This window comes from Rhodococcus sp. MSC1_016, from assembly GCF_023667485.2.
In the GTDB taxonomy this organism is placed as follows: domain Bacteria; phylum Actinomycetota; class Actinomycetes; order Mycobacteriales; family Mycobacteriaceae; genus Rhodococcus_F; species Rhodococcus_F oxybenzonivorans.
Map to the genome: position 1 here is coordinate 5,699,372 of NZ_JAMOZI020000001.1, position 19,622 is coordinate 5,718,993.

At 65.9% G+C, this 19,622-nt stretch carries 20 protein-coding genes and 2 pseudogenes; 8 read left to right on the forward strand and 14 right to left on the reverse strand.

What is annotated here, in order from left to right:
• Nucleotides 1-233 precede the first annotated feature (233 nt).
• Together L1080_RS26605 and L1080_RS26610 are read left to right on the forward strand one after the other, a co-directional pair.
• Nucleotides 234-836 (forward strand): TetR/AcrR family transcriptional regulator, encoded by a 603-nt coding sequence (locus tag L1080_RS26605; protein ID WP_250773999.1) that lies wholly within the window; start codon nt 234-236, stop codon nt 834-836.
• A 66-nt stretch (nt 837-902) separates the two neighbouring features.
• A pseudogene (locus tag L1080_RS26610) lies at nt 903-1,048 on the forward strand (IS21 family transposase); the annotation flags it as partial.
• Here L1080_RS26610 and L1080_RS26615 read toward each other — a convergent pair.
• Nucleotides 1,048-1,725, reverse strand: a complete 678-nt coding sequence (locus L1080_RS26615) for an IF2 family translation initiation factor (protein ID WP_159926687.1) — start codon at nt 1,723-1,725, stop codon at nt 1,048-1,050. The pseudogene L1080_RS26610 and the gene L1080_RS26615 overlap by 1 nt on opposite strands.
• A 28-nt stretch (nt 1,726-1,753) precedes the next feature.
• The gene (locus tag L1080_RS26620; RefSeq protein WP_159926685.1) at nt 1,754-2,311 is read right to left on the reverse strand and encodes a CsbD family protein; all 558 of its coding nucleotides are present in this window, start codon (nt 2,309-2,311) and stop codon (nt 1,754-1,756) included.
• 168 nt (nt 2,312-2,479) lie between these two features.
• Between L1080_RS26620 and L1080_RS26625 the strand changes: the two are divergent.
• A pseudogene (locus L1080_RS26625) lies at nt 2,480-3,129 on the forward strand (maleylpyruvate isomerase N-terminal domain-containing protein).
• A gap of 3 nt (nt 3,130-3,132) precedes the next feature.
• Here the strand turns inward: L1080_RS26625 and L1080_RS26630 are convergent.
• The 4 genes from L1080_RS26630 to L1080_RS26645 form a co-directional block, all read right to left on the reverse strand.
• Entirely contained in the window at nt 3,133-3,474 is a 342-nt protein-coding gene (locus tag L1080_RS26630; RefSeq protein WP_250773993.1) for a hypothetical protein, read from the reverse strand.
• Nucleotides 3,475-3,646: 172 nt separating this feature from the next.
• Entirely contained in the window at nt 3,647-4,315 is a 669-nt protein-coding gene (locus L1080_RS26635) for an SDR family oxidoreductase (protein ID WP_159926679.1), read from the reverse strand.
• 44 nt (nt 4,316-4,359) lie between these two features.
• Nucleotides 4,360-4,773, reverse strand: coding sequence for a TIGR03668 family PPOX class F420-dependent oxidoreductase (locus tag L1080_RS26640; RefSeq protein ID WP_250773990.1), 414 nt, complete (start codon nt 4,771-4,773; stop codon nt 4,360-4,362).
• Nucleotides 4,774-4,874: 101 nt separating this feature from the next.
• The gene (locus tag L1080_RS26645) at nt 4,875-5,495 is read right to left on the reverse strand and encodes a LysE/ArgO family amino acid transporter (RefSeq protein WP_250773989.1); all 621 of its coding nucleotides are present in this window, start codon (nt 5,493-5,495) and stop codon (nt 4,875-4,877) included.
• Between the two features lie 73 nt (nt 5,496-5,568).
• On the opposite strand from L1080_RS26645, the gene L1080_RS26650 reads away from it, so the two are divergent.
• Both L1080_RS26650 and L1080_RS26655 read left to right on the forward strand, forming a co-directional pair.
• A complete protein-coding gene (locus tag L1080_RS26650) occupies nt 5,569-6,444 on the forward strand; it encodes a LysR family transcriptional regulator ArgP (RefSeq protein ID WP_250773987.1) in 876 nt (291 codons plus the stop codon).
• Between the two features lie 44 nt (nt 6,445-6,488).
• Nucleotides 6,489-7,493, forward strand: coding sequence for a PHP domain-containing protein (locus L1080_RS26655; RefSeq protein WP_159927664.1), 1,005 nt, complete (start codon nt 6,489-6,491; stop codon nt 7,491-7,493).
• On the opposite strand, the gene thiG is transcribed toward L1080_RS26655, so the two are convergent.
• Nucleotides 7,444-8,244, reverse strand: a complete 801-nt coding sequence (thiG, locus tag L1080_RS26660) for a thiazole synthase (RefSeq protein ID WP_374434784.1) — start codon at nt 8,242-8,244, stop codon at nt 7,444-7,446. The two genes, L1080_RS26655 and thiG, sit on opposite strands and share 50 nt — an antisense overlap.
• A 198-nt stretch (nt 8,245-8,442) precedes the next feature.
• Between thiG and L1080_RS26665 the strand changes: the two genes are divergently transcribed.
• On the forward strand, nt 8,443-8,658 hold the full coding sequence (locus L1080_RS26665) for a hypothetical protein (RefSeq protein ID WP_250773985.1): 216 nt from the start codon (nt 8,443-8,445) through the stop codon (nt 8,656-8,658).
• Nucleotides 8,659-8,668: 10 nt separating this feature from the next.
• On the opposite strand, the gene L1080_RS26670 is transcribed toward L1080_RS26665, so the two are convergent.
• The 5 genes from L1080_RS26670 to L1080_RS26690 all read right to left on the reverse strand — a co-directional run bounded on the left by L1080_RS26670 (nt 8,669) and on the right by L1080_RS26690 (nt 16,049).
• Complete coding sequence (locus L1080_RS26670; protein ID WP_250773983.1) at nt 8,669-10,846, reverse strand: serine/threonine-protein kinase; 2,178 nt, start codon at nt 10,844-10,846, stop codon at nt 8,669-8,671.
• Between the two features lie 11 nt (nt 10,847-10,857).
• Nucleotides 10,858-11,880, reverse strand: a complete 1,023-nt coding sequence (locus L1080_RS26675; RefSeq protein WP_250773981.1) for a glutamate ABC transporter substrate-binding protein — start codon at nt 11,878-11,880, stop codon at nt 10,858-10,860.
• Nucleotides 11,880-13,211 carry a hypothetical protein gene (locus L1080_RS26680; RefSeq protein ID WP_250773979.1) on the reverse strand — a complete coding sequence of 444 codons (1,332 nt, stop codon included), beginning with the start codon at nt 13,209-13,211 and terminating at the stop codon, nt 11,880-11,882. The genes L1080_RS26675 and L1080_RS26680 overlap by 1 nt, the downstream gene beginning before the upstream one ends.
• A 141-nt stretch (nt 13,212-13,352) precedes the next feature.
• Nucleotides 13,353-14,756, reverse strand: coding sequence for an amino acid permease (locus L1080_RS26685; RefSeq protein WP_250774158.1), 1,404 nt, complete (start codon nt 14,754-14,756; stop codon nt 13,353-13,355).
• Between the two features lie 366 nt (nt 14,757-15,122).
• Nucleotides 15,123-16,049 carry a hypothetical protein gene (locus tag L1080_RS26690; RefSeq protein WP_250773977.1) on the reverse strand — a complete coding sequence of 309 codons (927 nt, stop codon included), beginning with the start codon at nt 16,047-16,049 and terminating at the stop codon, nt 15,123-15,125.
• A gap of 281 nt (nt 16,050-16,330) precedes the next feature.
• Between L1080_RS26690 and L1080_RS26695 the strand changes: the two genes are divergently transcribed.
• Both L1080_RS26695 and L1080_RS26700 read left to right on the forward strand, forming a co-directional pair.
• A complete protein-coding gene (locus tag L1080_RS26695; protein WP_250773975.1) occupies nt 16,331-17,584 on the forward strand; it encodes a hypothetical protein in 1,254 nt (417 codons plus the stop codon).
• Nucleotides 17,585-17,672: 88 nt separating this feature from the next.
• Nucleotides 17,673-18,839 carry a glutamate--cysteine ligase 2 gene (locus tag L1080_RS26700; protein ID WP_250773973.1) on the forward strand — a complete coding sequence of 389 codons (1,167 nt, stop codon included), beginning with the start codon at nt 17,673-17,675 and terminating at the stop codon, nt 18,837-18,839.
• 113 nt (nt 18,840-18,952) lie between these two features.
• Here L1080_RS26700 and L1080_RS26705 read toward each other — a convergent pair whose 3' ends face one another.
• Both L1080_RS26705 and L1080_RS26710 read right to left on the reverse strand, forming a co-directional pair.
• Nucleotides 18,953-19,216: a type II toxin-antitoxin system RelE family toxin gene (locus L1080_RS26705; RefSeq protein WP_159926663.1), complete on the reverse strand. Its 264-nt coding sequence runs from the start codon at nt 19,214-19,216 to the stop codon at nt 18,953-18,955.
• Nucleotides 19,213-19,488, reverse strand: coding sequence for a type II toxin-antitoxin system Phd/YefM family antitoxin (locus tag L1080_RS26710; RefSeq protein ID WP_159926662.1), 276 nt, complete (start codon nt 19,486-19,488; stop codon nt 19,213-19,215). The genes L1080_RS26705 and L1080_RS26710 overlap by 4 nt, the downstream gene beginning before the upstream one ends.
• Nucleotides 19,489-19,622: the final 134 nt, after the last annotated feature.

Genomic DNA, 19,622 nt, shown 5'->3' on the forward strand with positions numbered 1-19,622 from the left:
GTTGCTGACGATGATCCGGGCCAGGCGCCGAGCGGCGGCTGTTGGCGCTGACAGCCGCCACCGCCGCATGCGAACGGTGCGGCTGATCACTTGTCTGCCCCAGAAGCCTGGGGCCTGGATTCGACTTCCTGCCGTGTACGAGCAGTACAGTGAAAGTAGCAGTACCATTTGGTTACCACAACCATTTGGTACGTCTAATTTTCCGGGTCTAGTTGGAGGGATAGGATTCAGCGATGGGCACAGGCGGGGTCGACGGACGCACGCTGCGGTATCAGCATCGGCGGCCGGAGTTGCTGGCGGCGGCGACCGAGTATGTGCTCGACCACGGGATCAGCGATGTCTCGCTCCGTACGATCGCGCAGGCGCTCGGCGTCACCCATGCGACTCTCCTGCGACACTTCTCGTCCAAGGAGGAGTTGCTCCTGCAAGTCTTAGTGAAGATTCACGGCGACTTTCTGGCGGACCTACAGGGCAACGGAGAACTCGGCGCCGCAGAATCGGCGGCGGAGTTCGTGCAGGCCGCGTGGCGCCGGTTGTATGAACCCCGAGAGCAACGCCAGTTCGTGTTGCTGTTCGAGTTGGTCGGACGCACAGCACGAGGACCCGAGCGCGGCGGAAGACTTGTCCAGTCGATCATCAGTGATTGGCTCGTTCCCATCGAACAACGCTTGGTTCGGGAAGGGTGGCCACCCGACGAAGCATCCGCGTTGGCGACACTTGTGCTGGCGCAGGTCCGTGGTCTGCAACTCGATCTCATTATGACCGGCGATCGCGCTCGAATCGATCGCGCTTTCGGCCCCACTATCGAGATGGTCAGTAGGCCGACAGTTCGGTAGCAGTCAGGTTGATGACGTCTGCAGGACGATTCCACCGAAGCTACGCATACAGATGTGCCGCGGGGGCGCTGGTGGCGCACCTGCCCGACGACGCCACCGCCGAACAGGCCCAACGACGAGTGGACGAGTTCTGCCGGCTGCGGGGCGATACCCGGATGCCGGCCACCGCCGACGGCAAGGCGTCGGCGGCGACCGTGGCAGCCGCGGAACCCTAGCTGCCGGCGGCCTTCTCGTTCTTACGGTTGGCCGCCTCGGACTCGGCCAAATCCTCGACGCGGTCGGCCCGCGCCCGCTTGTCTGCTGCCTCGCTCTGCTTGTCGGCGGCTTCCTGCAGTTGCTCCTTGGCAGGGGCAGCGGCCTTCTCCTCGGCGGCCTTGATCTTCTCCCGCTCGTTGCGTGCGGCGGCCTCCGCGGCCTGTTTACGCTGAGCCGCCTGCTCGTCGGCCTGCTTCGCCGCGGCTTGCTTGCGCTGTTCGGCCTCCTGCGCGGCGGTGCGCTTGCGTTCTTCTTCACGCTTACGGGCCTGCTCGACCTCGCGCTGCTTCGCCTCCTGCGCTGCAACCTGCTGCTCGTTGGCGCGCTGTCGCTCGGCTTCCAACTCGGCGTCGGCCTCCGCCTCTTTGCGGCTCGCCTCGGCGTCGAGTTCCGCTGCCCGCAGTAGCGCGTCGCTGCGTTTGGTGAGCGCCGCGCCGCGTTGCTCGACCTCCTGATCGCCCAGAACACTGCCGACGGCGCCGTCGATGACGCCGAGAGTGCGTTCGTACATCACCCGCGCCGGCGCCTCGGTACCCAGCCGGGACATGAACTGGTCCTCGATCAGTTGCAACGGGAACCGCACGATCTTGTACTGCAGGCGCAGGACCGCTAACGGCACACTGACGATATTCATCGAATCTCCCTCGATACGTGGGTGGTGATCAGGACTGTTCGGCGTCGTCGCGCAGGGCCTCGGCTTCGCGACGTGCACGCTCGGCTTCGGCCCGCGCGGCGTCCGCTTCGCGTATCGACTGGCGATGCTCCTCGACGGCCTCTCCGGCGCTCTCCGCCGCGGCAGTGACCTCGGTGCGCGCATTCTCTTCGGCCCGACTGGTTTCGATCCGGGCGTCGACTCCGGCCCGGGCCTGCTCCGTGACCACCTCACGGTGCTGCGCCTCTTCGGCCGCCCGGCGCTGTGCTCGGCGCTGCTCTTCGGCGGCTTGCCGTGCAACATCCGCCTCGTCCCGGACCTCGGCGCGTTCTGCGGCCCCTTCGGCACGCACTTCCTGGAGTTCCTCGGCCGCCTGCTCGGTCTCCGCCCGGGCGATGGCTTCGGCGGTGTTCGCCTCTTTGCGCTGCTGAGCCTCGGCTTGCTGCAATTGTCCCTCGGCGGTCAGCGAGTCGTTCCCGGTCACCGCTCCGGCGACCTCTTTCGCCTTGCCCTTGACGGAGTCCAGCAAACCTTCGCGGGCTTCCCCGGACGTGTCGCGATCACTCATGGATGGTTCTCCTATTGTCGTGGGCTCAACGGGCTGTCGGGTGCTGAAAAGGCCAGGCTTTGCCGTCCGAACTGACGAGTAACCAGAATGGGCGACCGCGAATCGCGGAGTTCTGCCGCAGTCGTTAATTCCGTGGGTTCTCCGGTGCGATCACCTAGCATCGGGGCCATGACCGCGCCGCACACCGATCAGTCGTATACCGCACTGCTCGAGGAGGTGGCCGCGTCGCAGCGGGCGCTCGAGTCGACGCTCGAGACCTTGACCGACCAGCAGGCCCGTGAACCCTCCCGGTTACCGGGGTGGAGTCGTGGTCATGTGGTGACGCATCTGGCGAGGAACGCGGATGCTCTCAACGGTTCGCCGTCGGCGTGATTACGGGGGAGCCCGCTCCGGAGATGTATCCCGGCGGGCCTGCTGCCCGGGCAGCCGCGATAGAGGAGGGGGCGGCCCGGCCCGTCGAGCTCCTCGCCGCCGACTTCCGATTCGCCGGCCGCCGCGTGATCGATTCGCTTCGGGAGATCACCGCGGACCGGTACGAGACGCCGGTGAACTGGCGTAAGCCGGTGACGGCCTGGGATGTGCCGGTACTGCGGTGGCGTGAACTGGAGATCCACCACGTCGACCTCCGCCTGGACCATGCGGTCGGTGACTGGCCGGAGGCTTTCGTCGACAGCACGTTGGCGACGGAGCTAGCCGAGTTGAAGGCACTTCATCCCGACGTCACGATTCCGGAGCTGCCTCATCACGAGCTGCTCGCGTGGTTGATCGGGCGTCCCACCCGTACCGGGCTGCCGTCGGTTCCCGCCTGGCCGTTCTGACCGTCAAGCGTATTCGGCGGTGTCGAAGGAACTGGCCTCGTCGAGACCGGCCCAGATGATGTTGCAGCGCTTGCGGGTCATTTCGTCGGCGTCGGTGAGCAGGGCATCGAGCAGGGAGCGGGGGGTCTTCTGCCACGACTGATGCAGGGCTTCCACAGCGTGGGGCGGGAACAGCCCGGAGCGGGCGGCCGCGAGGGTCCACTCGCCGAACTCGCCATCGTGGATCCGCTCGACGGCGTCGTAGTCCACGTCGCCGTCGCCGAGATCGAGGGAGAACATCGAAGCGAAGAGATCGCCGCTCACGTCGATGACGGAATCGTTCGGCTTGCGCTGTTCGGTGTTCATCGTGGCGTTACCTCCTGAGCCGACGTGAAAGACCCGACTCGTGCTGGCGAACTGTGCTGACGTGAAGAACTGTAGGACGGTTGATTGTGAGCAGCTTAAGGGTTTTCTGAAGGACCAAACAGTGATGTATCTCACGCCGGTTTTTTGCCGGGACGCCACGAAAGTCTCGCTTTCACCGGACGCGCAACACGACCTCGGTGGGATGTGCGTCAGCAGGCGTCTCGACGGCCTGACGTACGGCAGCGGCGACCGTCGAGGCTCGAAGATAGTTCTCGGGACGGTATTCGCCGCCCTCGCCTGCGACGATGGCGCGCTGCATGTCCGTGTCGATCCGTCCCGGGTGAAGGGAGGTGACCCGCAGGTCCGGCTCCTCGAGCCGCAGCGAGTCCGCAAAGGCGCGAAGGGCGAATTTGCTCGCCGCATAGGATCCCCACCCGGCATTTGCCCGGATTCCCGCACCGGAATTGATGAGCACGACGTGTCCTCCAGCGGCGCGTAGGGCAGGTAGGAGGAGGCGCGTCAGCTCGGCCACGGCGATCACGTTCGCTTCGAGGGTGTGACGCCACTGCTCGACGCTGGACTCGGCGACGGTCGACAGGTCGGCGACCCCGGCGTTGTGCACCAGCACGTCGAGGTGCTTGATCGGCGCGCAGGCGTCGGCCACCGCGGCGTAGTCGGTGAGTTCCACGGGCCAGGAAGTCGCGGCGGGGAGTTCGCCGAGGATGGCGGTCAGCGACGCTGCTGTGCGGGCTCCGAGAAGGAGGTCGTGACTCGGTGCGAGTTCGCGGGCGATGGCGGCTCCGAGGCCGCGGCTGGCTCCGGTGATCAGGGCTGTGGGCACGGACCCGAGGCTAGCGCCCGTGAGTACTTCTCAACGCTCCGGTGTTAAGAAGTACTCACGGCGGACCAGTGATGCCAGCGCAGGGAGCGGACGGCAATCACCGGTCCCTGCGGACGGCGCGCGGCGTACTGCGGGTATTTGGCGGCGAGAACGTCGATGGCGGCGGTTCCCTCCGCGGTGGTCGCGTCGAGCACCTCGGCCACGCCGTCTACCCGCACCCACCACAGCTGGTCCCAGTCGTCGTCGTAGTGATCGACGAGGATGCTGACGGAGGGATTTGCGGCGATGTTCTTCAGTCGTCGTAATGCCGTGGTGCGCTTGGGTTTGAAGTCGACGCACGAGTAGATCGTGTCCTCGGTGAGGGCGAAGACCAACGGTACGAGATGCGGTGCTCCGTCGGGTCCAGCGGTAGCGAGCCGGGCGACGCGGGCAGCGGAGAATCGCTGCACGGCATCCATTACGACTCCCTGACGTTCGCGTCCGACAGCAGCTGATTCGATCGCGAGGGCACGCTGCCAAGTATTGGTCGACCCGGCGAGGCACGTCAACCTCGAGTTGACTACGAAATCACCAACGTGATGCCGAGCGTGAGCATCAGGGCGGCGATACCGGCGTCGAGTGCCCGCCAGGCGCCGGGACGGGCGAATACTCGGTGCAGGAAGCGGGCGCCGTAGCCGAGGGCGAGGAACCAGCTGACGCTCGCGACGGCCGCTCCGAGGCCGAACAGCCAACGCCCGGGATCCCCTTGATTGTTGGCGACCGATCCGAGCATCAGCACCGTGTCGAGGTAGACGTGCGGGTTCAGCCAGGTCAGTGCGAGGCAGGTGAAGACCGCGGTGGCGAGTGTCGCGGACCCGACTTCCTGTGGAGTGTCGAGCGTGCCGGGGCGTAGGGCCCGACGGGCCGCGAACGCCGCGTAGGCCAGCAGGAAGGCGGCTCCGGCCCAGCGGATGACCGTGATTGCGCCGGGCGCGTGGGCGAGGATCGTGGCAATTCCGCTGATCCCGAGTCCGATGAGGATGACGTCGGAGATCGCGCAGAGAGCGACGACGGGAAGGACGTGTCGGCGGACGATGCCCTGCCTCAGGACGAAAGCGTTCTGGGCGCCGATCGCGACGATCAACGACAGACCGGTGCCGAAGCCCGCTGCTGCCGTGAGCACACTGGGTGTGAAGTCCATGGACACCACGCTACGAAGCCGCCCATCCATCAGGCCAGCTAATTATCCTTCATCGCCATTAGCATCGCTTCACATGGAGCTGGACCTTGTTGCGCTACGCACATTTGCCGCCGTCATCGACGAAGGCACCTTCGAGGCGGCGGCCCGAACCCTGCACATCACACCGTCCGCCGTGAGCCAGCGCATCAAGGCGCTCGAGCAACAGGTGGGACGCGTGCTGGTGCAGCGGGTGAAACCGGCGCGGGCCACGGACTCGGGGCGCGTGGTGCTCACCCTCGCACGGCAAGTGGCCCACCTCGAGCAGGAGACGATCGCCTCGCTCAATCCGAATACTGCGCAGACGAGCACGCTGCCCCTCGTCGTGAACGCGGATTCGCTGTCGACCTGGATGATCCCGGCCCTAGCCCGGCTGGCACCGGAACATCGTGTGCTATTCGACCTGCACCGCGAAGACGAGTACCACTCCACGGCGCTGCTGCGGGAGGGGACGGTCATGGCGGCGGTGACGTCCATTTCGGAGCCGGTGCAGGGATGCACGGTGGAGACACTCGGATCGATGCGGTACCGCGCACTGTGCAGCCGTGAGTTCGCCGACCACTGGTTCCCGGACGGGCCGACCCCAGAGGCCCTGGCAGTCGCCCCCATGCTCGACTTCGACCGCAAGGATGAACTGCAGGCCAGATTCCTGCGGGGGTTCACTCGACGACGAGTGCATCCACCGCGGCACTTCGTTCCCGGCTCCTCGGCATTCTCGGAGGCGGTCCACTACGGGCTCGGCTGGGGACTGCTCCCCGAACTGCACACGGGCAGCGACCACGGACTGGTCGAGCTCGATCCGGCGCGACCGATCGATGTGCCGTTGTACTGGCAGCGGTGGAAGTTGGAATCGCCGCTACTCACGGCCCTCACCAGTGCCGTCCGGGAGGGGGCGCGCGAAGCGTTGCGGTGACGTGGGGTGGGCGCAACACTGGTGGCATGGACGCCGACAGCCCGATGGACCCGGTGCAGGCCCTCCGCGAGACAGCGTTCTGGCTCGAGCGATCCAGGGCGGAGACGCACCGGGTGAAGGCGTATCGGCGCGCCGCCGACGTGGTGGCGGGTTTGTCGGAGGAGCAGCGGGACATCCGTCAGCGCACCGACAGCTGGAAGGACTTGCCGGGCATCGGACCGAAGACGGCGACGGTGATCCGTGAGGCACTCGACGGTGTTCCTGCCTACCTCACGGAATTGCGGGAAAAGGCGGAGCCCCTCGGTGGCGGTGCACTCCGCGAAGCGCTGAAGGGTGATCTGCACACTCATTCGGACTGGTCCGACGGTGGCAGCCCGATCGACGAGATGATGCGGAGTGCGGCTTCGCTCGGTCACGAATACTGCGCTCTCACAGATCATTCTCCCAGACTTACCGTGGCCAACGGATTGTCCGCCGATCGGCTGCGCGCCCAACTCGAGGTGATCGCCCGCCTCAACGAAGAGCTGGCGCCCTTCCGTATTCTCACCGGAATCGAGGTCGACATTCTCGAAGACGGTTCGCTCGATCAGGATCCGGACCTCCTCGACGAACTCGATATCGTGGTCGCGAGTGTGCATTCGAAGCTTCGGGCCGAGAGTGGTGCGATGACGCGGCGGATGCTCAAAGCTGTGGAGAATCCGCGAGTCGATGTGCTGGGGCATTGCACGGGTCGCCTCGTCACGGGAGGCCGCGGCACTCGGCCGGAGTCCACATTCGACGCCGAGAAGGTATTCACCGCCTGCCGTGACCACGGCACCGCCGTGGAGATCAACAGCCGTCCCGAACGCCGTGATCCCCCGAGCAGGCTGATCGACCTGGCCATGGACCTCGGGTGTCTGTTCTCGATCGACACCGACGCGCACGCGCCCGGACAGCTTGCGTGGCAAGGGTACGGGTGTGAGCGGGCGATGCGGTGCGGCGTCGAACCCGAACAGGTGATCAATACGTGGCCGGCCGACGATCTGCTGGAGTGGGCAGGTTCCCGGTAAGAGGAGAGGATGCCTGCGCCCAGAAGCGCTTCGGGATACGACCGGTATTCCGTGCGCGGCGTCCGGCTCGAACCGCGTCCGCCATGGCCGCGGCCATGAGCGGCGGATCGAACGAGCGGGTGACGGCGGACGCGAGCAGCACGGCGTCGCACCCCAGTTCCATGGCCAGGGCCGCATCACTAGCGGTGCCTATCCCGGCGTCGAGGATGACCGGGACACCGGCGCGGGCGACGATCATCTCGATGTTGCGGGGGTTGGAGATGCCGAGTCCGGTGCCGATCGGTGAACCGAGTGGCATGACGGCGGCGCAACCGGCGTCCTCGAGCCGCATCGCCAGCACCGGGTCGTCATTGGTGTAGGGCAGCACGACGAAGCCGTCGTCGACGAGTTGCTCTGCAGCCGAGACGAGTTCGACGGCATCGGGAAGAAGGGTCCGCTCGTCCGCCACGACTTCGAGCTTCACCCATTCGGTGCCCAGCGCCTCGCGCGCGAGCCGAGCAGTCAGCACGGCCTCCGCGGCACCCCGGCAACCGGCGGTGTTGGGCAACAGTGCGATGCCGAGTCGGTTCAGCAGTTCGAGCATCCCCGTCTTTCCCGCCGAGTCGACGCGGCGCATCGCGACAGTGGTCAGTTCGGTGCCCGATGCGAGGAGTGACTCCTCCAGTACGGAAAGGTTCGCTGCTCCACCGGTTCCCATGATCAGCCGCGAAGAAAATGTGCGGTCTGCGATCGTGAGCGGGTCGACCCGGATCTCCGCCACCCTGCACCTCCTCCGGCCGGAACTTTCTTCGTGTACCGCACCCTACGGGCGAAAGAACGCGGAGGTGAGAGCCACATGTGCGCTGGGTCATAGGTCCAGATTGGACCCACGGGGCCGCAACTATCTGGATCTTCTGGACCCGTACCAGGCTGCCCAGAATGAGTGCGAGAGCACACGATGGGAGCCGAGATGACCACGATCACCGGGCACAGGAACCGCACCCGCAGAGCGAGCGAGGCGGAGTGTCTCGCGGCGGAACTGGAAACCGCCCGTCGCCGCATCATCGAACTGATGGGCCAGCTCGACGAAACAGCGCGTAGCCGGGACGATTTGCGCGACCGGATGCAGGCGATGGCGTGGAATGCCCGTTGGGGACGCGAACAGATCGGGTTCGGCGTGCTGTGATTCGGTTGCGCTACAGCCAGGTGGTCGGGCGGATGAGATTGGCGAGATCCACCAGGGTGTATCGATGCCGACGCTCGGGTGCTTTGCGGGCGAGCGCCCGCAGTGCAGACTCGGCCCCCGTCCGCAGGCCGTGTTCGGTGAAAGGGACACCGAGAAGGGTTGCAGTGCCGGGTATTCCGCCCGACCGCAACCAGTCCACCGCCACACCGAGCACGAGAACGCGGGTCTGCAGTGCACGTCGTTCGTCGTGGGCGAGGAGCTCGACCCGTTGGGCGGCTTCTTGTAGGTCCCGTTCGCACACGTCCGCGACGGGGCGGTCGTGGACCAGCACGAGCACGCTCGTCAACCGCGCTTCTGCGTAGTGTCGCGAGGTGGGCGGAACCTCGTCGAGTGCCCGGACGGCGCCGTCCCGGTCACCACGGTGATCGAGTTGCCTGGCGAGGCCGAACGCCGCGCTGATGACGCCGTGATCCGTCCGCCACACTGTGCGGTAGAACTTCTCGGCCTCTCGCCGCCACACCTCGCAGTCCTCCCCTTCCCGGTACTCACAGCGCATCTCCGCCGTCGCCGCCAGCGCGAGCTTCGGAGCATCCTCGCCGGGCAGCGCGGTCAACACGGCGTCGAAACGGCCCAGCGCCGCCTCGAAGTCGCCCTCGAGAAGCGCACATATCCCGCTGTACCAGTCGATGCGCCACGCGTCTGCGCGCTCGAGCGGCAGAGAAGACAGGATCTGCCCTGCCTCCCGGGGATGTCCGAGGTCGAGGTGCGCTCGCGCTTCGGCGAGCGGAATCTCGATGCTGGGCTCCGCACCGCCCCGCACCGCTTCCCGCGCCCTGCTCAGCGAATCGAGGAGTTCCTTCGGCCTGCTGTGCACCACCGTGAGGTAGGGTGCCGCCGGATCATCGGGGTTGACGAGTGGGATGGGAAGCGCCCGAGCAACTCCTATCGCACCGACGCGTTCGTTGCGGCGATGCCCGTCCACATACACATCGGTGCGGCTGATGGCGAGGTCCGTGCCGAATGTGGTGCGCTGCGGGCTGAACAGTCGGGAGAGACCCGGATTGGGACGCCCGGTCTTCTGCGCGACGATCTCTCGGAGCACGCCCTCCAACTGTGTCGACATCTCCTCGGCGGAGACGAACCGACGGTCCGGATCGGCATCTGTGGCTCTGAGCAACAGCCGATGGTAGAACTCGTGCTCGGCCAGTAGCGGTGCCTGCTCCAGGGTGGGGAGACCGTCGACGTAGCGCCCCGACTCCGACGGCAGATCGATGGTGAGCGCGGCGAGCGTGCGGCCGACGGTGTAGATGTCCGAAGCCACCGTCGGACCGGTAGTGGCGATCTCCGGCGCCTGATAACCCGGGGTGCCGTAGATGTAGCCGTGGTCGCCGATACGCGCGACCGCGCCCAGGTCGATGAGCTTGAGCTGATCGTGGTCGCCGATCATGATGTTCTCGGGTTTGAGGTCGTTGTACACCAGTCCCATGGAGTGCAGATATGCCATTGCGGGTGTTACCTGGAGGATGTAGCCGATTGCCCGTTCCACCGGAAGCATCGGCCGCGGCGCACCGTCGCGTGTGTCCGCCTCGACCTCCGCCAGTACGTCCCGGAGTGTTCGCCCCCGGATGTACTCCATGACGATGTACCCGATGGGATTGCCGTCCAGCCCTGGGTGTTCGACGAAATTGAAGATTTTGACGATGCTGGGATGCGTGACTTCTGCGAGGAACCGCCGCTCGGCCAGCGCGACCTCTTGCGCCTCGGGATCGCCCGAGTGCAGCAGTCCCTTGAGCACCACCCAGCGATCGTTCACGTTGTGGTCCAGCGCGAGGTAGATCCAGCCCACCCCGCCGTGCGCCAGGCAGCCCAGCACCTCGTACTGCCCGGCGACGAGCTCGCCTGTCTCCAGTTGCGGCGAGAAGGTGAACACGGTGCCGCAGTGCTCGCAGACGCCCTCCGTGGGCCCGGGTTTCCCGCTTGTCGAACGCCCGACCGGGTGACGGCACCGGTCGCAGAACCGTTTGTTCTCCGCCACCACGGGGTTGGTGAGGAGCATCGAAAGTTCCTGCGTTCCAGGGCGGTCCACAGTCGTCGGCGCCGAGTCGGTATCGTCGGCGAACGGGTCAAACCGCACACCGCGGGTGGACTGCGGCTCAACCGGGGGTGTTCGTTGAGTTTCGTCGCTCACGGCCCGACACCTCAATCCCGATAGGTCGGTGCGGGCGGGCCCGGAACCGGGCCGAGTACGGTCAGCCACCTGTCGTAGAGCGCCATCCACGTCCCGTCGGCCCGCATCCTGTCGAGGGTGCCGTTCACGAAGCGCACCAGATCCTCGTGGCTCTTGTTGACGCCGATGCCGTACGGCTCCGATTCCAATGGTGGGCCGACGATCTCGAGATTCGGATCCTGGGCGGCCAGCCCGGCGAGAATTGAGTCGTCGGTGCTGGCGGCGTCGGCGTGCCGTTGCTGAAGGACCACGAGGCAGTCGTCCCAGTCGGGAACCGCGACAATCGTCGCCTCGGGTTGCACTCGCTGAACGGTGGCGAGCGACGTGGTCTCGATGGCGGTGCACACTCTCTTGCCCGCAAGGCCCGCCGGACCCTCGATGCCGGAACCCTTCGGTACCAGCAGTCGCTGGTAGGCCTGGAAGTAGACCGTCGAGAAGGCGACGCGCTCGGCACGTTCACACGTGATCGTGGTGCCCTTGACGACGAGATCCACCTCGTCGTTCTCCAGCGCGTCGAAGCGGCTACCGAAGGTGAGCAGCCGGTACTCGACTTTGGACGGATCCCCGAACAGATCACGGGCAACCTCCTTCGCGACGTCGACGTCGAATCCCATCAGGGTGCCGGTGGTCGGGTCGCGGAAGCTGAAGAGGTTGGTGTTCTGGTCGAGGCCCACGATCAGGCGTCCACGGGCCAGAATGTCGGCCACCGCAGAACCAGGGGGTCGAGTTCCTGGTGGGACAGCCGGGCCGGGCCGCAGGCTGGCGAGCGCACCGCACGTGTCCGGTGTGGGCGGCTCCGCCGGCGCAACGCCCGACGGCGGCAGAATCTGCGCCCCGTCGGACAACGGAAACTCGGCGTAGTCGCCGCCGGGGATCGGTGAGAGCGGTTGCGGGGTGGCGCAGCCGGCGAAGAGGACGGTGGCGCACGCGAACACCAGGAGGTGCGGGCGGAAGGCGCGCCGTCTCGTCCGTCTCGGTCGATCCACCGGAATCATCAGTGGTACTCGTTCAGTCTGGGCCAGATCCCCCCACCGACGGCGAACCCGCAGAGGACGCCGATCACCATGCTACCCACCGCGAGCAGCGACAACGACCGATACGCTGCGGCCATTCCGTCCAGTTCCTCGGTGCGAAATCGCTCGATGCCGGTCCGGAGAGATTCGTCCAGGGCGGCGAACCGAGCGGTCGACGCGAGCTCGCCCGAACCGATGGCGAGGGCGCTCGCACCCGAGTAGTCGCCGGCCGCGAGCCTTTGCTGCAACATCTCGTGAGCGGTCCGCCACCCGTCCAGCGCGGCAAGCGCGTCGGCAACCTCGGGTCGCGCGTCGCTCTGCAACCGTCCGAGGGTGTCGGCCAGCGCGGAGGAGTGCGCCTCGTAATCGATCTCGGACTGCTCGTCGGAGCCGCGCTGCAACAATGCCAGTGTCTCGTCCGCCCGTGCCTGCTGGGCGAGAATCCGTGATTGGGTGATGGTGGCGAGTGGTTGTGCCCCTTCACTTCTCGCCCGGTCGATCGCCGATGTGGAAACCAGTGCGGCTGCGGTCAGCCACACTAGGAGGGTTGCGGTGAGAAATGAGGCAACGACGAGACCAGGGTTGACGCGACGCTTACTCTTGCGCGCCAGGTAGATCTGGGCGAGGACAAGTGCGATCAGCAGTCCCGCGGTGACGACGAATGCGGCGCGCGGCAGCCGGGCACCGTGAGCCTGCGTGTCGGCGACGGACCGCGACTGTTCGATGTACAGACGCTCGGCTGCAGGCAGGATGGTGTCCTGCATCAGGGCCGACGCGTCACCCAGATAGGCGACGCCCACCGGATTGCCCGACCGGTTGTTGGCGCGGGCGGTCGCGACGAGCGTGGTGTACACGGACATGTGTCTCGACACCTCCGACAGCAGGCGCAGCGCCCCGGCGTCCGTCGAAGACACTCCGTTCGACGCGGTCACCAGGGCGTTCGATGCATCGCCGATCGCCTGGTTGTACCGGTTGCGTACCTCGCGGGGTTCGATTCCGCCGGAGATGAAGGAGGTCGTGGCTGCGGCATCGGCGATCGACAGAGAGCTGTACAGAGCTTCCGCGGCGTACGCGAGCGGTTCGGTATGCGTCCGTAGCACGTCGATCCGCTGTTGACGGGCACCGATCGCGGCCGACGCGATGGCCCCGGTCGCGAGTGCTGCAGTCACCAGTGCGATGCCCAGCACGGAGAGCCGGCCCGGCGTGGAGGCAAGAAATTCGCGCCAGGGCTGCCGTCGGGATTCGGGCTCGACGAGCAGTGACTCGTCCAGCGAGTGCTCTTCGGTGACGGCGTTGTCTCCGCGGTGGAACACGGTGTCCTCCTCCGCCGAGGTGTTCTGCCAGTGTGCCCGATTTTCGCCGTATCGTGCCGAAAAGTCGATGTCGGGGGCCGGACACAGAAACGAGGACAGGGACCCGGTCCGGTCCCTGTCCTCGAGTTCGATGGGGGTTCGTCAGAGTTGCTCGCGCGCTGAAACTCCGACGAGTTGCTCCGCTTCGGGTTTGGTCGCCGATGCTTCTTCGGCCGCAGGGACGGTGCCCTGCGGTTCCGCGCCGGCCCGGCTGCGGCGGCGGAATTCGTAGCCGATCAGGATGAAGACCAGGGTCATTACACTGAGCCAGAACTGCGAACGGGTGGTGGGCAGAACCGCCATCGCGGCAATCACGGCACCCATCAATCCGATGGTCGCGTAGCTCAGCCACGGGAACAGCCACATCTTCAGGCTGAGGGCCGAGGGGTCCTGCGCTTCGAGCCTCTTCCGCAGGGCGACCTGGGAGAGGGCGATCATGAGGTAGACGAAGAGCGCGACGGCGCCGTAGGAGTTCACCAGGAACGAGAACACCAGGTCCGGGGAGACGAAGGCCGCGACCACGGATGCATACCCGATCACCGTGCCGGCCAGGATCGCGCGCCGTGGCACCCCGCCGCGGGACAGGTGCGTGAACATCCGGGGGGCGTCGCCGTTCCGAGTGAGGGCGAACAGCATCCGGGAGGAGGTATAGAGCGCCGAGTTCAGGCAGGACAGCACTGCGGTGAGGATGACGATGTTCATGATCGTGGCGACCCCGGGAATGTGCAGGGCCGAGAGGGCTGCTGCATAGGGGCTGACTCCGACGGCCTCGGTGCTCCACGGCACCACCGCGACGACGACGAAGATGGAGCCGACGTAGAACGTGATGATCCGGACCACGATCGAGCGCATCGCCCGGGCAACCGCCTTCTTCGGCTCCGCTGATTCGGCCGCCGCGATGGTCACGATCTCGGCGCCGGTGAAGAAGGCGACACAGGGGACGACCGCCGCGAGCACCGCGCCCCAACCGAGCGGGGCGAACCCGCCGTTGCTGACGAGGTTCGCGACTCCGGGAGTCGAGTCGGGCCACAGTCCGGTGATCCAGAGTGCGCCCAACCCCAGGAAGAGGACGATCGCGATCACCTTGATCGAGGAGAACCAGTACTCGAACTCGCCGAATGAACGCGCAGAGACAAGATTGGTACAGGTCAGAATGACGAGGAGGCCGAGGCTGAGGATCCACAGCGGCGCGGACGGCAGATACAGCTGCAGTATGCGCCCGCCCGCAATGGCCTCGACGGCGACGACGATGACAAAGAAGTACCAGTACATCCACCCGACGGAGAAGCCGGCGCGATTACCGAGCGCTTCCCGGGCGTAGACGTAGAACGATCCGACGACGGGCCGAGCCACCGCCATTTCCGCGAGCATCCGCATGATCAGGAGGGTGATGACCCCCGCGATCAGGAACGACACGATCGCTGCCGGGCCGGCGTTCTCGATGACGACGCCGCTGCCGACGAACAATCCGGCACCGATCACGCCACCGAGGGCGATGAGGTTCATGTGCCGTTTCTTCAGGCCTTTTCCGAGGCCGGAGTCCTGAGCTTGGACCGGGGGTGGTGTTGAGGTCACGTCTTCCTCCACTGTGCGCTGACCGGGATCGTCAGGTCGCCATCACGATCCGGGGGCGGACCGTCGGCGGTTCGGAACGGAGAACAGTGCCGGCGGGAGATACGGGAGACGATCTACAGCGAACTGAACTGTTGGTGTGATTCACAACACTGTATGGAGGGTGTGGAGGGGAGCACAGTGCCAGTTCGGGCACGCCTCTGGGGTCCAGATCCAGGTAACGAGGAATCGGGAGGTACGCGAGAGGGCGGGGACCGTTCGATGCGCCTGCGTGACCTACGCGCAGGCGCATCGAAAGTCCTAGCCTTCGGTGTCACGGGCAGTCGCACCGCACTCACCGCAGGCCTGCATCAGCGCCGCACTGCGCGGGCGCCCGGCACGGGCCGGCAACCGAACCGCGGACCGGAAGCGCGAGGCAGGTCGGCCATGGGACGGATGAGTACGGCGACCCGCCCTCCGCGCTGCCGGGAGGAGCGGCGACCAGGGCCAGTGCCGGCCGACGCTGCGCCGAGCCCGCAGGAAGCCGAGGCCGAGTACGAGCCCGAAGATCAGGTGCCCGATCAACGAGAGTGCGAGCGTCGTCGGCGTGAGCGGAAACATGGCTTGCTGCCCGTCCGGCGACAGGGCGACCGTGGCGATGAGGCCGGCCCACACCGGGAACACCGCGAAGGCGACGGAGGTGAGGACGACCGTGCGGCGTGACAAGTGCTGAAGGCCCAAGGCGAGGGCGAGGAGGAAGAAACCGATTCCGATTCCGCCTCCGTCACCGATGTAACGCCAGAGATAACCGACGATCGCGCCGGTCCGGGTGTCGGATCCCGAGTGGAGCCAGGTACCCATTTTCGGAATGAAGTCGCCCCACAGGTCGAGCAAGTACACGGTGTCGAGGCGGAAGATGTCGTAGACCAGACACGCGAACATCCCCCAGCCGAGGCCATGGCCGACGATGCGGTCGATCGGGTGCGGAGCGAATACGCACAACACCGCGAGAGCGGCCGCGAGTGGGATGATCACCAGCGCGCCGGTGGTGTTCATCGGCACGACACCGAACACCTGCGCCGAGATCGCCAGTAGCGGTAGGGCGGCGAGCAGAAGGTAGAGGCCTGTCCGGGTGAGGGTCCAGTGGTGGCGGACTCGCTTCGGGCCGGATTCGACGGTGGGCACGGCGGTTCGCGCCAACTCGTGATCGTGCGCGGCGGGTGCAGTGGTGCCGAGGTTGTGCGACACAGGGGTGAGTTCCTTTCGATCGAGGGTACTTCTTCCTCTGAGGGTTCCGTTCTGACGTTCTCAGCGTCCGGCAGATGGCCGGGTGTGAACAGTCACCTGAGGGTTAGTAATCGTCACCCTGAACGCCTTTGGATAGCCGAAGTCGTAAAACTGTTTTGCCACAGTCGAATACGTACCGTCTCGCAGAGACCGCCGCATACATGACTCCGCGGATATTCGAGTTCCGGTCACTGCTCCGGTGTTAACGTGGACGCACAGGGCGACCGGAGAGGTGCTTGTCGATGACTGGTTCCATTCGGAGATTGGCCACCGTGGCACTGACGCTGGTCGCTGCCGTGTTCATCGTCTCCCCACCGTCGGCGTATGGCTTCGCCGAAGACATCTGCTACAGCCCGGACGGTGCGCCACCACACAACTGCGCGCCTCTTCCACCCAGCTGTCCGCTCGACGACCCCAACGGCCCGATCTGCGGCCTCGAGGCATTCGCGCGTTACGGGTACACCCTGCGACAACCGCTCGGCGGACGCAGCCTCGTGCACGCCGACTCCACGTACATCATCGCCCGCACCGTCGGCTTCTCAGAGCGAGATGCCTATTGGATCGCGGCATACGACGAAGCGACCGACCTCGGCACCTTCGCGCCGCGCGACATCAACGGCCGACTCGTCCCCGACGCGGACGCGTGGACCACCAAGGACATCGGCGGCCTCGTGCGCACCCACTTTGCCACCGGTGGGTTTCTCTTCCACTTTCTGCCGACGATGCGTGGCCCGCGCGATCCCGAACCCGGCGGCTTGCGACCCGATATCGGTGATCCGCGACACGAGGTCATGCTCACGCACGTGCGGCGCTGGGCGATGGCAGGCCCGGGTAGTAGCACTCCCCTGTGCACGGCAGGCTTCACCAATCAGTCCGCGGACGGCGACTATGCCACTGGCACAGAGTGTTACGGAGACGATCGGCCTGTGCAGATCAACGGTGTGTACAGCCTCGAGACCCCGGTCGCAATTCCATTCACCAATGTGACCGGCCAGCAGGTCATTTCGGGGGAAGTCCGATCGTCGCAATTCGATTCCTGGATCGGCAGCGAATCTTCGAACGCGAGGATCGGCATCTACCTGCACGCACTCGGTGACCGCATTTCGCATCATGTCTGCACTGACGCCGGGACGATCACTCCGCCATCGCCGGATCGGCCGGAGTTCCGGATCGATCTGAACAAACCCACGTGTGACCAGGGTCCGCACGCAGTCCGTCACGAGTACGAGACCGGTGTGGATTTCGCCGGGCTCGCGCCCGAGGACCAGACCACAGAGGCGGCGCTGTCGATGGTCTACGACGAACTCGTCGACTTCGCACGAATCCGCGGAACTCTGAATGCCCGGGCCACGGCACCTGAGACGAAGAAGGCACTCCTGCACGACGGCCTTCTGCCTGCGTTGGAAGTCCGGCAGCCGGTCGAGCGCCTGCACGCCGTCACCGAGGTCGGATGCCGATTCGGTGTACCGGCATTCCCCGGAAATTCCGCGTGCTGAGGCTGATCGCTGCGCAATGAGCGGGCCCGCGCAGGAACAGCCTGGATGCTCGTAAAGTTGGTGGTATTCGTGGGTTGGAGGTACGAAAATGGCAACCACCACCGTGCCGACGAGTAGCTCGTTTCTCCCGGCGGGTCCGACTCTGGGGGTGGAGGAGGAGTTCGTCCTCGTCGACCCGAACACCGGACGACCCAGTCTGTACAACACCGAGGTCTGCGAGGCCGGGCACGAGCTGGGCATCGACCTTCAGCGCGAGTTCTGTCGCTGCCAGATCGAAACGTCGACGTCGGTCGGCACCCACATCCGCGATCTGCGCGATCAGTTGTGTGAATCGCGCGCGGTGACCGCCGACGCCGCTGCCCGCACCGGATGCCAGCTGCTGGCAGTCGGAACGCCGATGTACGACCCGCCACCGAATTCGAATTCGATTACCGACACACCGCGGTATCAGCAGATGGCCGAGCGATTCGGCGCCCTCTCCACGGGCGTGATGTGTGGCTGTCACGTGCACGTCGGCATCGAGGACCGCGAGCAAGCGGTGCAGGTGAGCAACCATCTGCGGCCCTGGTTGCCGGCGCTGCTGGCGCTGACCGCCAATTCCCCCATCGCCGGCGGCCTCGACACCGGTTATGCGAGCTGGCGGTACGTCCTGTTCGGCCGGTGGCCCAGTGCGGGACCGCCACCGTACTTCCAGTCCGCGCAGCACTACGACGACGCGGTGCAGGTGATGCTCGAGACCGGCGCCATCCTCGACACCGGAATGGTCTATTGGGATGTGCGGGTGTCGAATCATCTCCCCACTGTGGAGATCCGGATCAGTGACGTCCCCGCCACCATCAAGGAGACGATGACCCTGACCACCCTGGTGCACGCGTTGGTCATGACCGCGATCAGGGCGATTCACCGCGGCGAATCGGCCCCGGCGATCGATCAGCAGGTGCTGCGCGGGGCGTGCTGGTTGGCGGCCCGCGACGGGCTCGCCGGGCACGGTCTCGATCCGGTGACCGCGCACCGGATGCCCGCCCACCGCCTGGTGTACCAACTTCTGGCACACGTCAAGCCGGCTCTGGCGGAGCTCGGTGAGTACTGGCAGGTGAATACGTCGCTGGCGTCGGTGCTCGATCAGGGCAACGGGGCTATCCGGCAACGCCAGACCCTTGCCCACCGGGGCAGTGTTGCCGAGGTGATCTCCGAATGCGCACGCCGCACCTTCGAAGGTTGCCTCCCCGAACCGGGCGATGCGCTGCCGCTCTGAAACCGCACGACGACTGGGAGCCGGCCTGCGTCCCCGCGCCCCAGCTGTTGGGTCTCGGTCATCGGACCGTGCCGGAAGCGGATCCGCTACCTACGCGGTGCGATCGTAGTCGTTCAGTGTCGCTGGTAGATCTCACGGCGATGCCCGACTGTCAAGACGAGCACCAAGAGCCGCTCGTCCACGATTTCGTAGACGATTCGGTAGTCACCGGTTCGGACTCGCCACTCCCCTTTGCCGCCGACCAGGCGCGTCGCTGCTGGCGGCCGTGGCTCGGTGGCAAGCAGTTCGATGGCCGCTTGCACTCGTCGGCGTACCTGCGGATCGAACTTGCGCAACTGCCGCGCAGCGGCAGGGGTCAGTGAGACCTCGTAGATCATGCAAGGCCGAGGTCAGCCTTGACCTCATCCCACGGTATCGGCGTCTCCCCGGTCGTCTGCATCTCGGCGCGGGCCTGCTCAGCAGCGCGAATGTCGGCCATGTCTTCTGCCAGCTCGAGAAGGCGATCGAGGTCGTCGGCATCGATGACAGCTGCTACCCGACGTCCGCGGCGAGCGACGTAGACGGGTTGGTGTTCGGTGCGAGCGCGATCGATGATCGCTGCAAGATGAGTGCGTGCATCGGAAATGCTGAGAGCAGCGGCATCGGACATGTACTAACTGTACATCAGAGCAGGAAAAAGTACGAAGTATTCGCATTTTGTACAGACCGAGGCTCGCAGGAAGGTCGACGCCTCGGACCGGCGGCATCGCCACAACGCCCTCGCATACCTGTTACGGCGCGGCG

Coding starts and splice junctions, on each gene's coding strand:
- L1080_RS26605 (WP_250773999.1), top strand. CDS start 234: ATGGGCACAGGCGGGGTCGACGGACGCACGCTGCGGTATCAGCATCGG.
- L1080_RS26615 (WP_159926687.1), bottom strand. CDS start 1,725: ATGAATATCGTCAGTGTGCCGTTAGCGGTCCTGCGCCTGCAGTACAAG.
- L1080_RS26620 (WP_159926685.1), bottom strand. CDS start 2,311: ATGAGTGATCGCGACACGTCCGGGGAAGCCCGCGAAGGTTTGCTGGAC.
- L1080_RS26630 (WP_250773993.1), bottom strand. CDS start 3,474: ATGAACACCGAACAGCGCAAGCCGAACGATTCCGTCATCGACGTGAGC.
- L1080_RS26640 (WP_250773990.1), bottom strand. CDS start 4,773: ATGGATGCCGTGCAGCGATTCTCCGCTGCCCGCGTCGCCCGGCTCGCT.
- L1080_RS26645 (WP_250773989.1), bottom strand. CDS start 5,495: ATGGACTTCACACCCAGTGTGCTCACGGCAGCAGCGGGCTTCGGCACC.
- L1080_RS26650 (WP_250773987.1), top strand. CDS start 5,569: ATGGAGCTGGACCTTGTTGCGCTACGCACATTTGCCGCCGTCATCGAC.
- L1080_RS26655 (WP_159927664.1), top strand. CDS start 6,489: ATGGACCCGGTGCAGGCCCTCCGCGAGACAGCGTTCTGGCTCGAGCGA.
- L1080_RS26665 (WP_250773985.1), top strand. CDS start 8,443: ATGACCACGATCACCGGGCACAGGAACCGCACCCGCAGAGCGAGCGAG.
- L1080_RS26675 (WP_250773981.1), bottom strand. CDS start 11,880: ATGATTCCGGTGGATCGACCGAGACGGACGAGACGGCGCGCCTTCCGC.
- L1080_RS26685 (WP_250774158.1), bottom strand. CDS start 14,756: ATGAACCTCATCGCCCTCGGTGGCGTGATCGGTGCCGGATTGTTCGTC.
- L1080_RS26695 (WP_250773975.1), top strand. CDS start 16,331: ATGACTGGTTCCATTCGGAGATTGGCCACCGTGGCACTGACGCTGGTC.
- L1080_RS26700 (WP_250773973.1), top strand. CDS start 17,673: ATGGCAACCACCACCGTGCCGACGAGTAGCTCGTTTCTCCCGGCGGGT.
- L1080_RS26705 (WP_159926663.1), bottom strand. CDS start 19,216: ATGATCTACGAGGTCTCACTGACCCCTGCCGCTGCGCGGCAGTTGCGC.
- L1080_RS26710 (WP_159926662.1), bottom strand. CDS start 19,488: ATGTCCGATGCCGCTGCTCTCAGCATTTCCGATGCACGCACTCATCTT.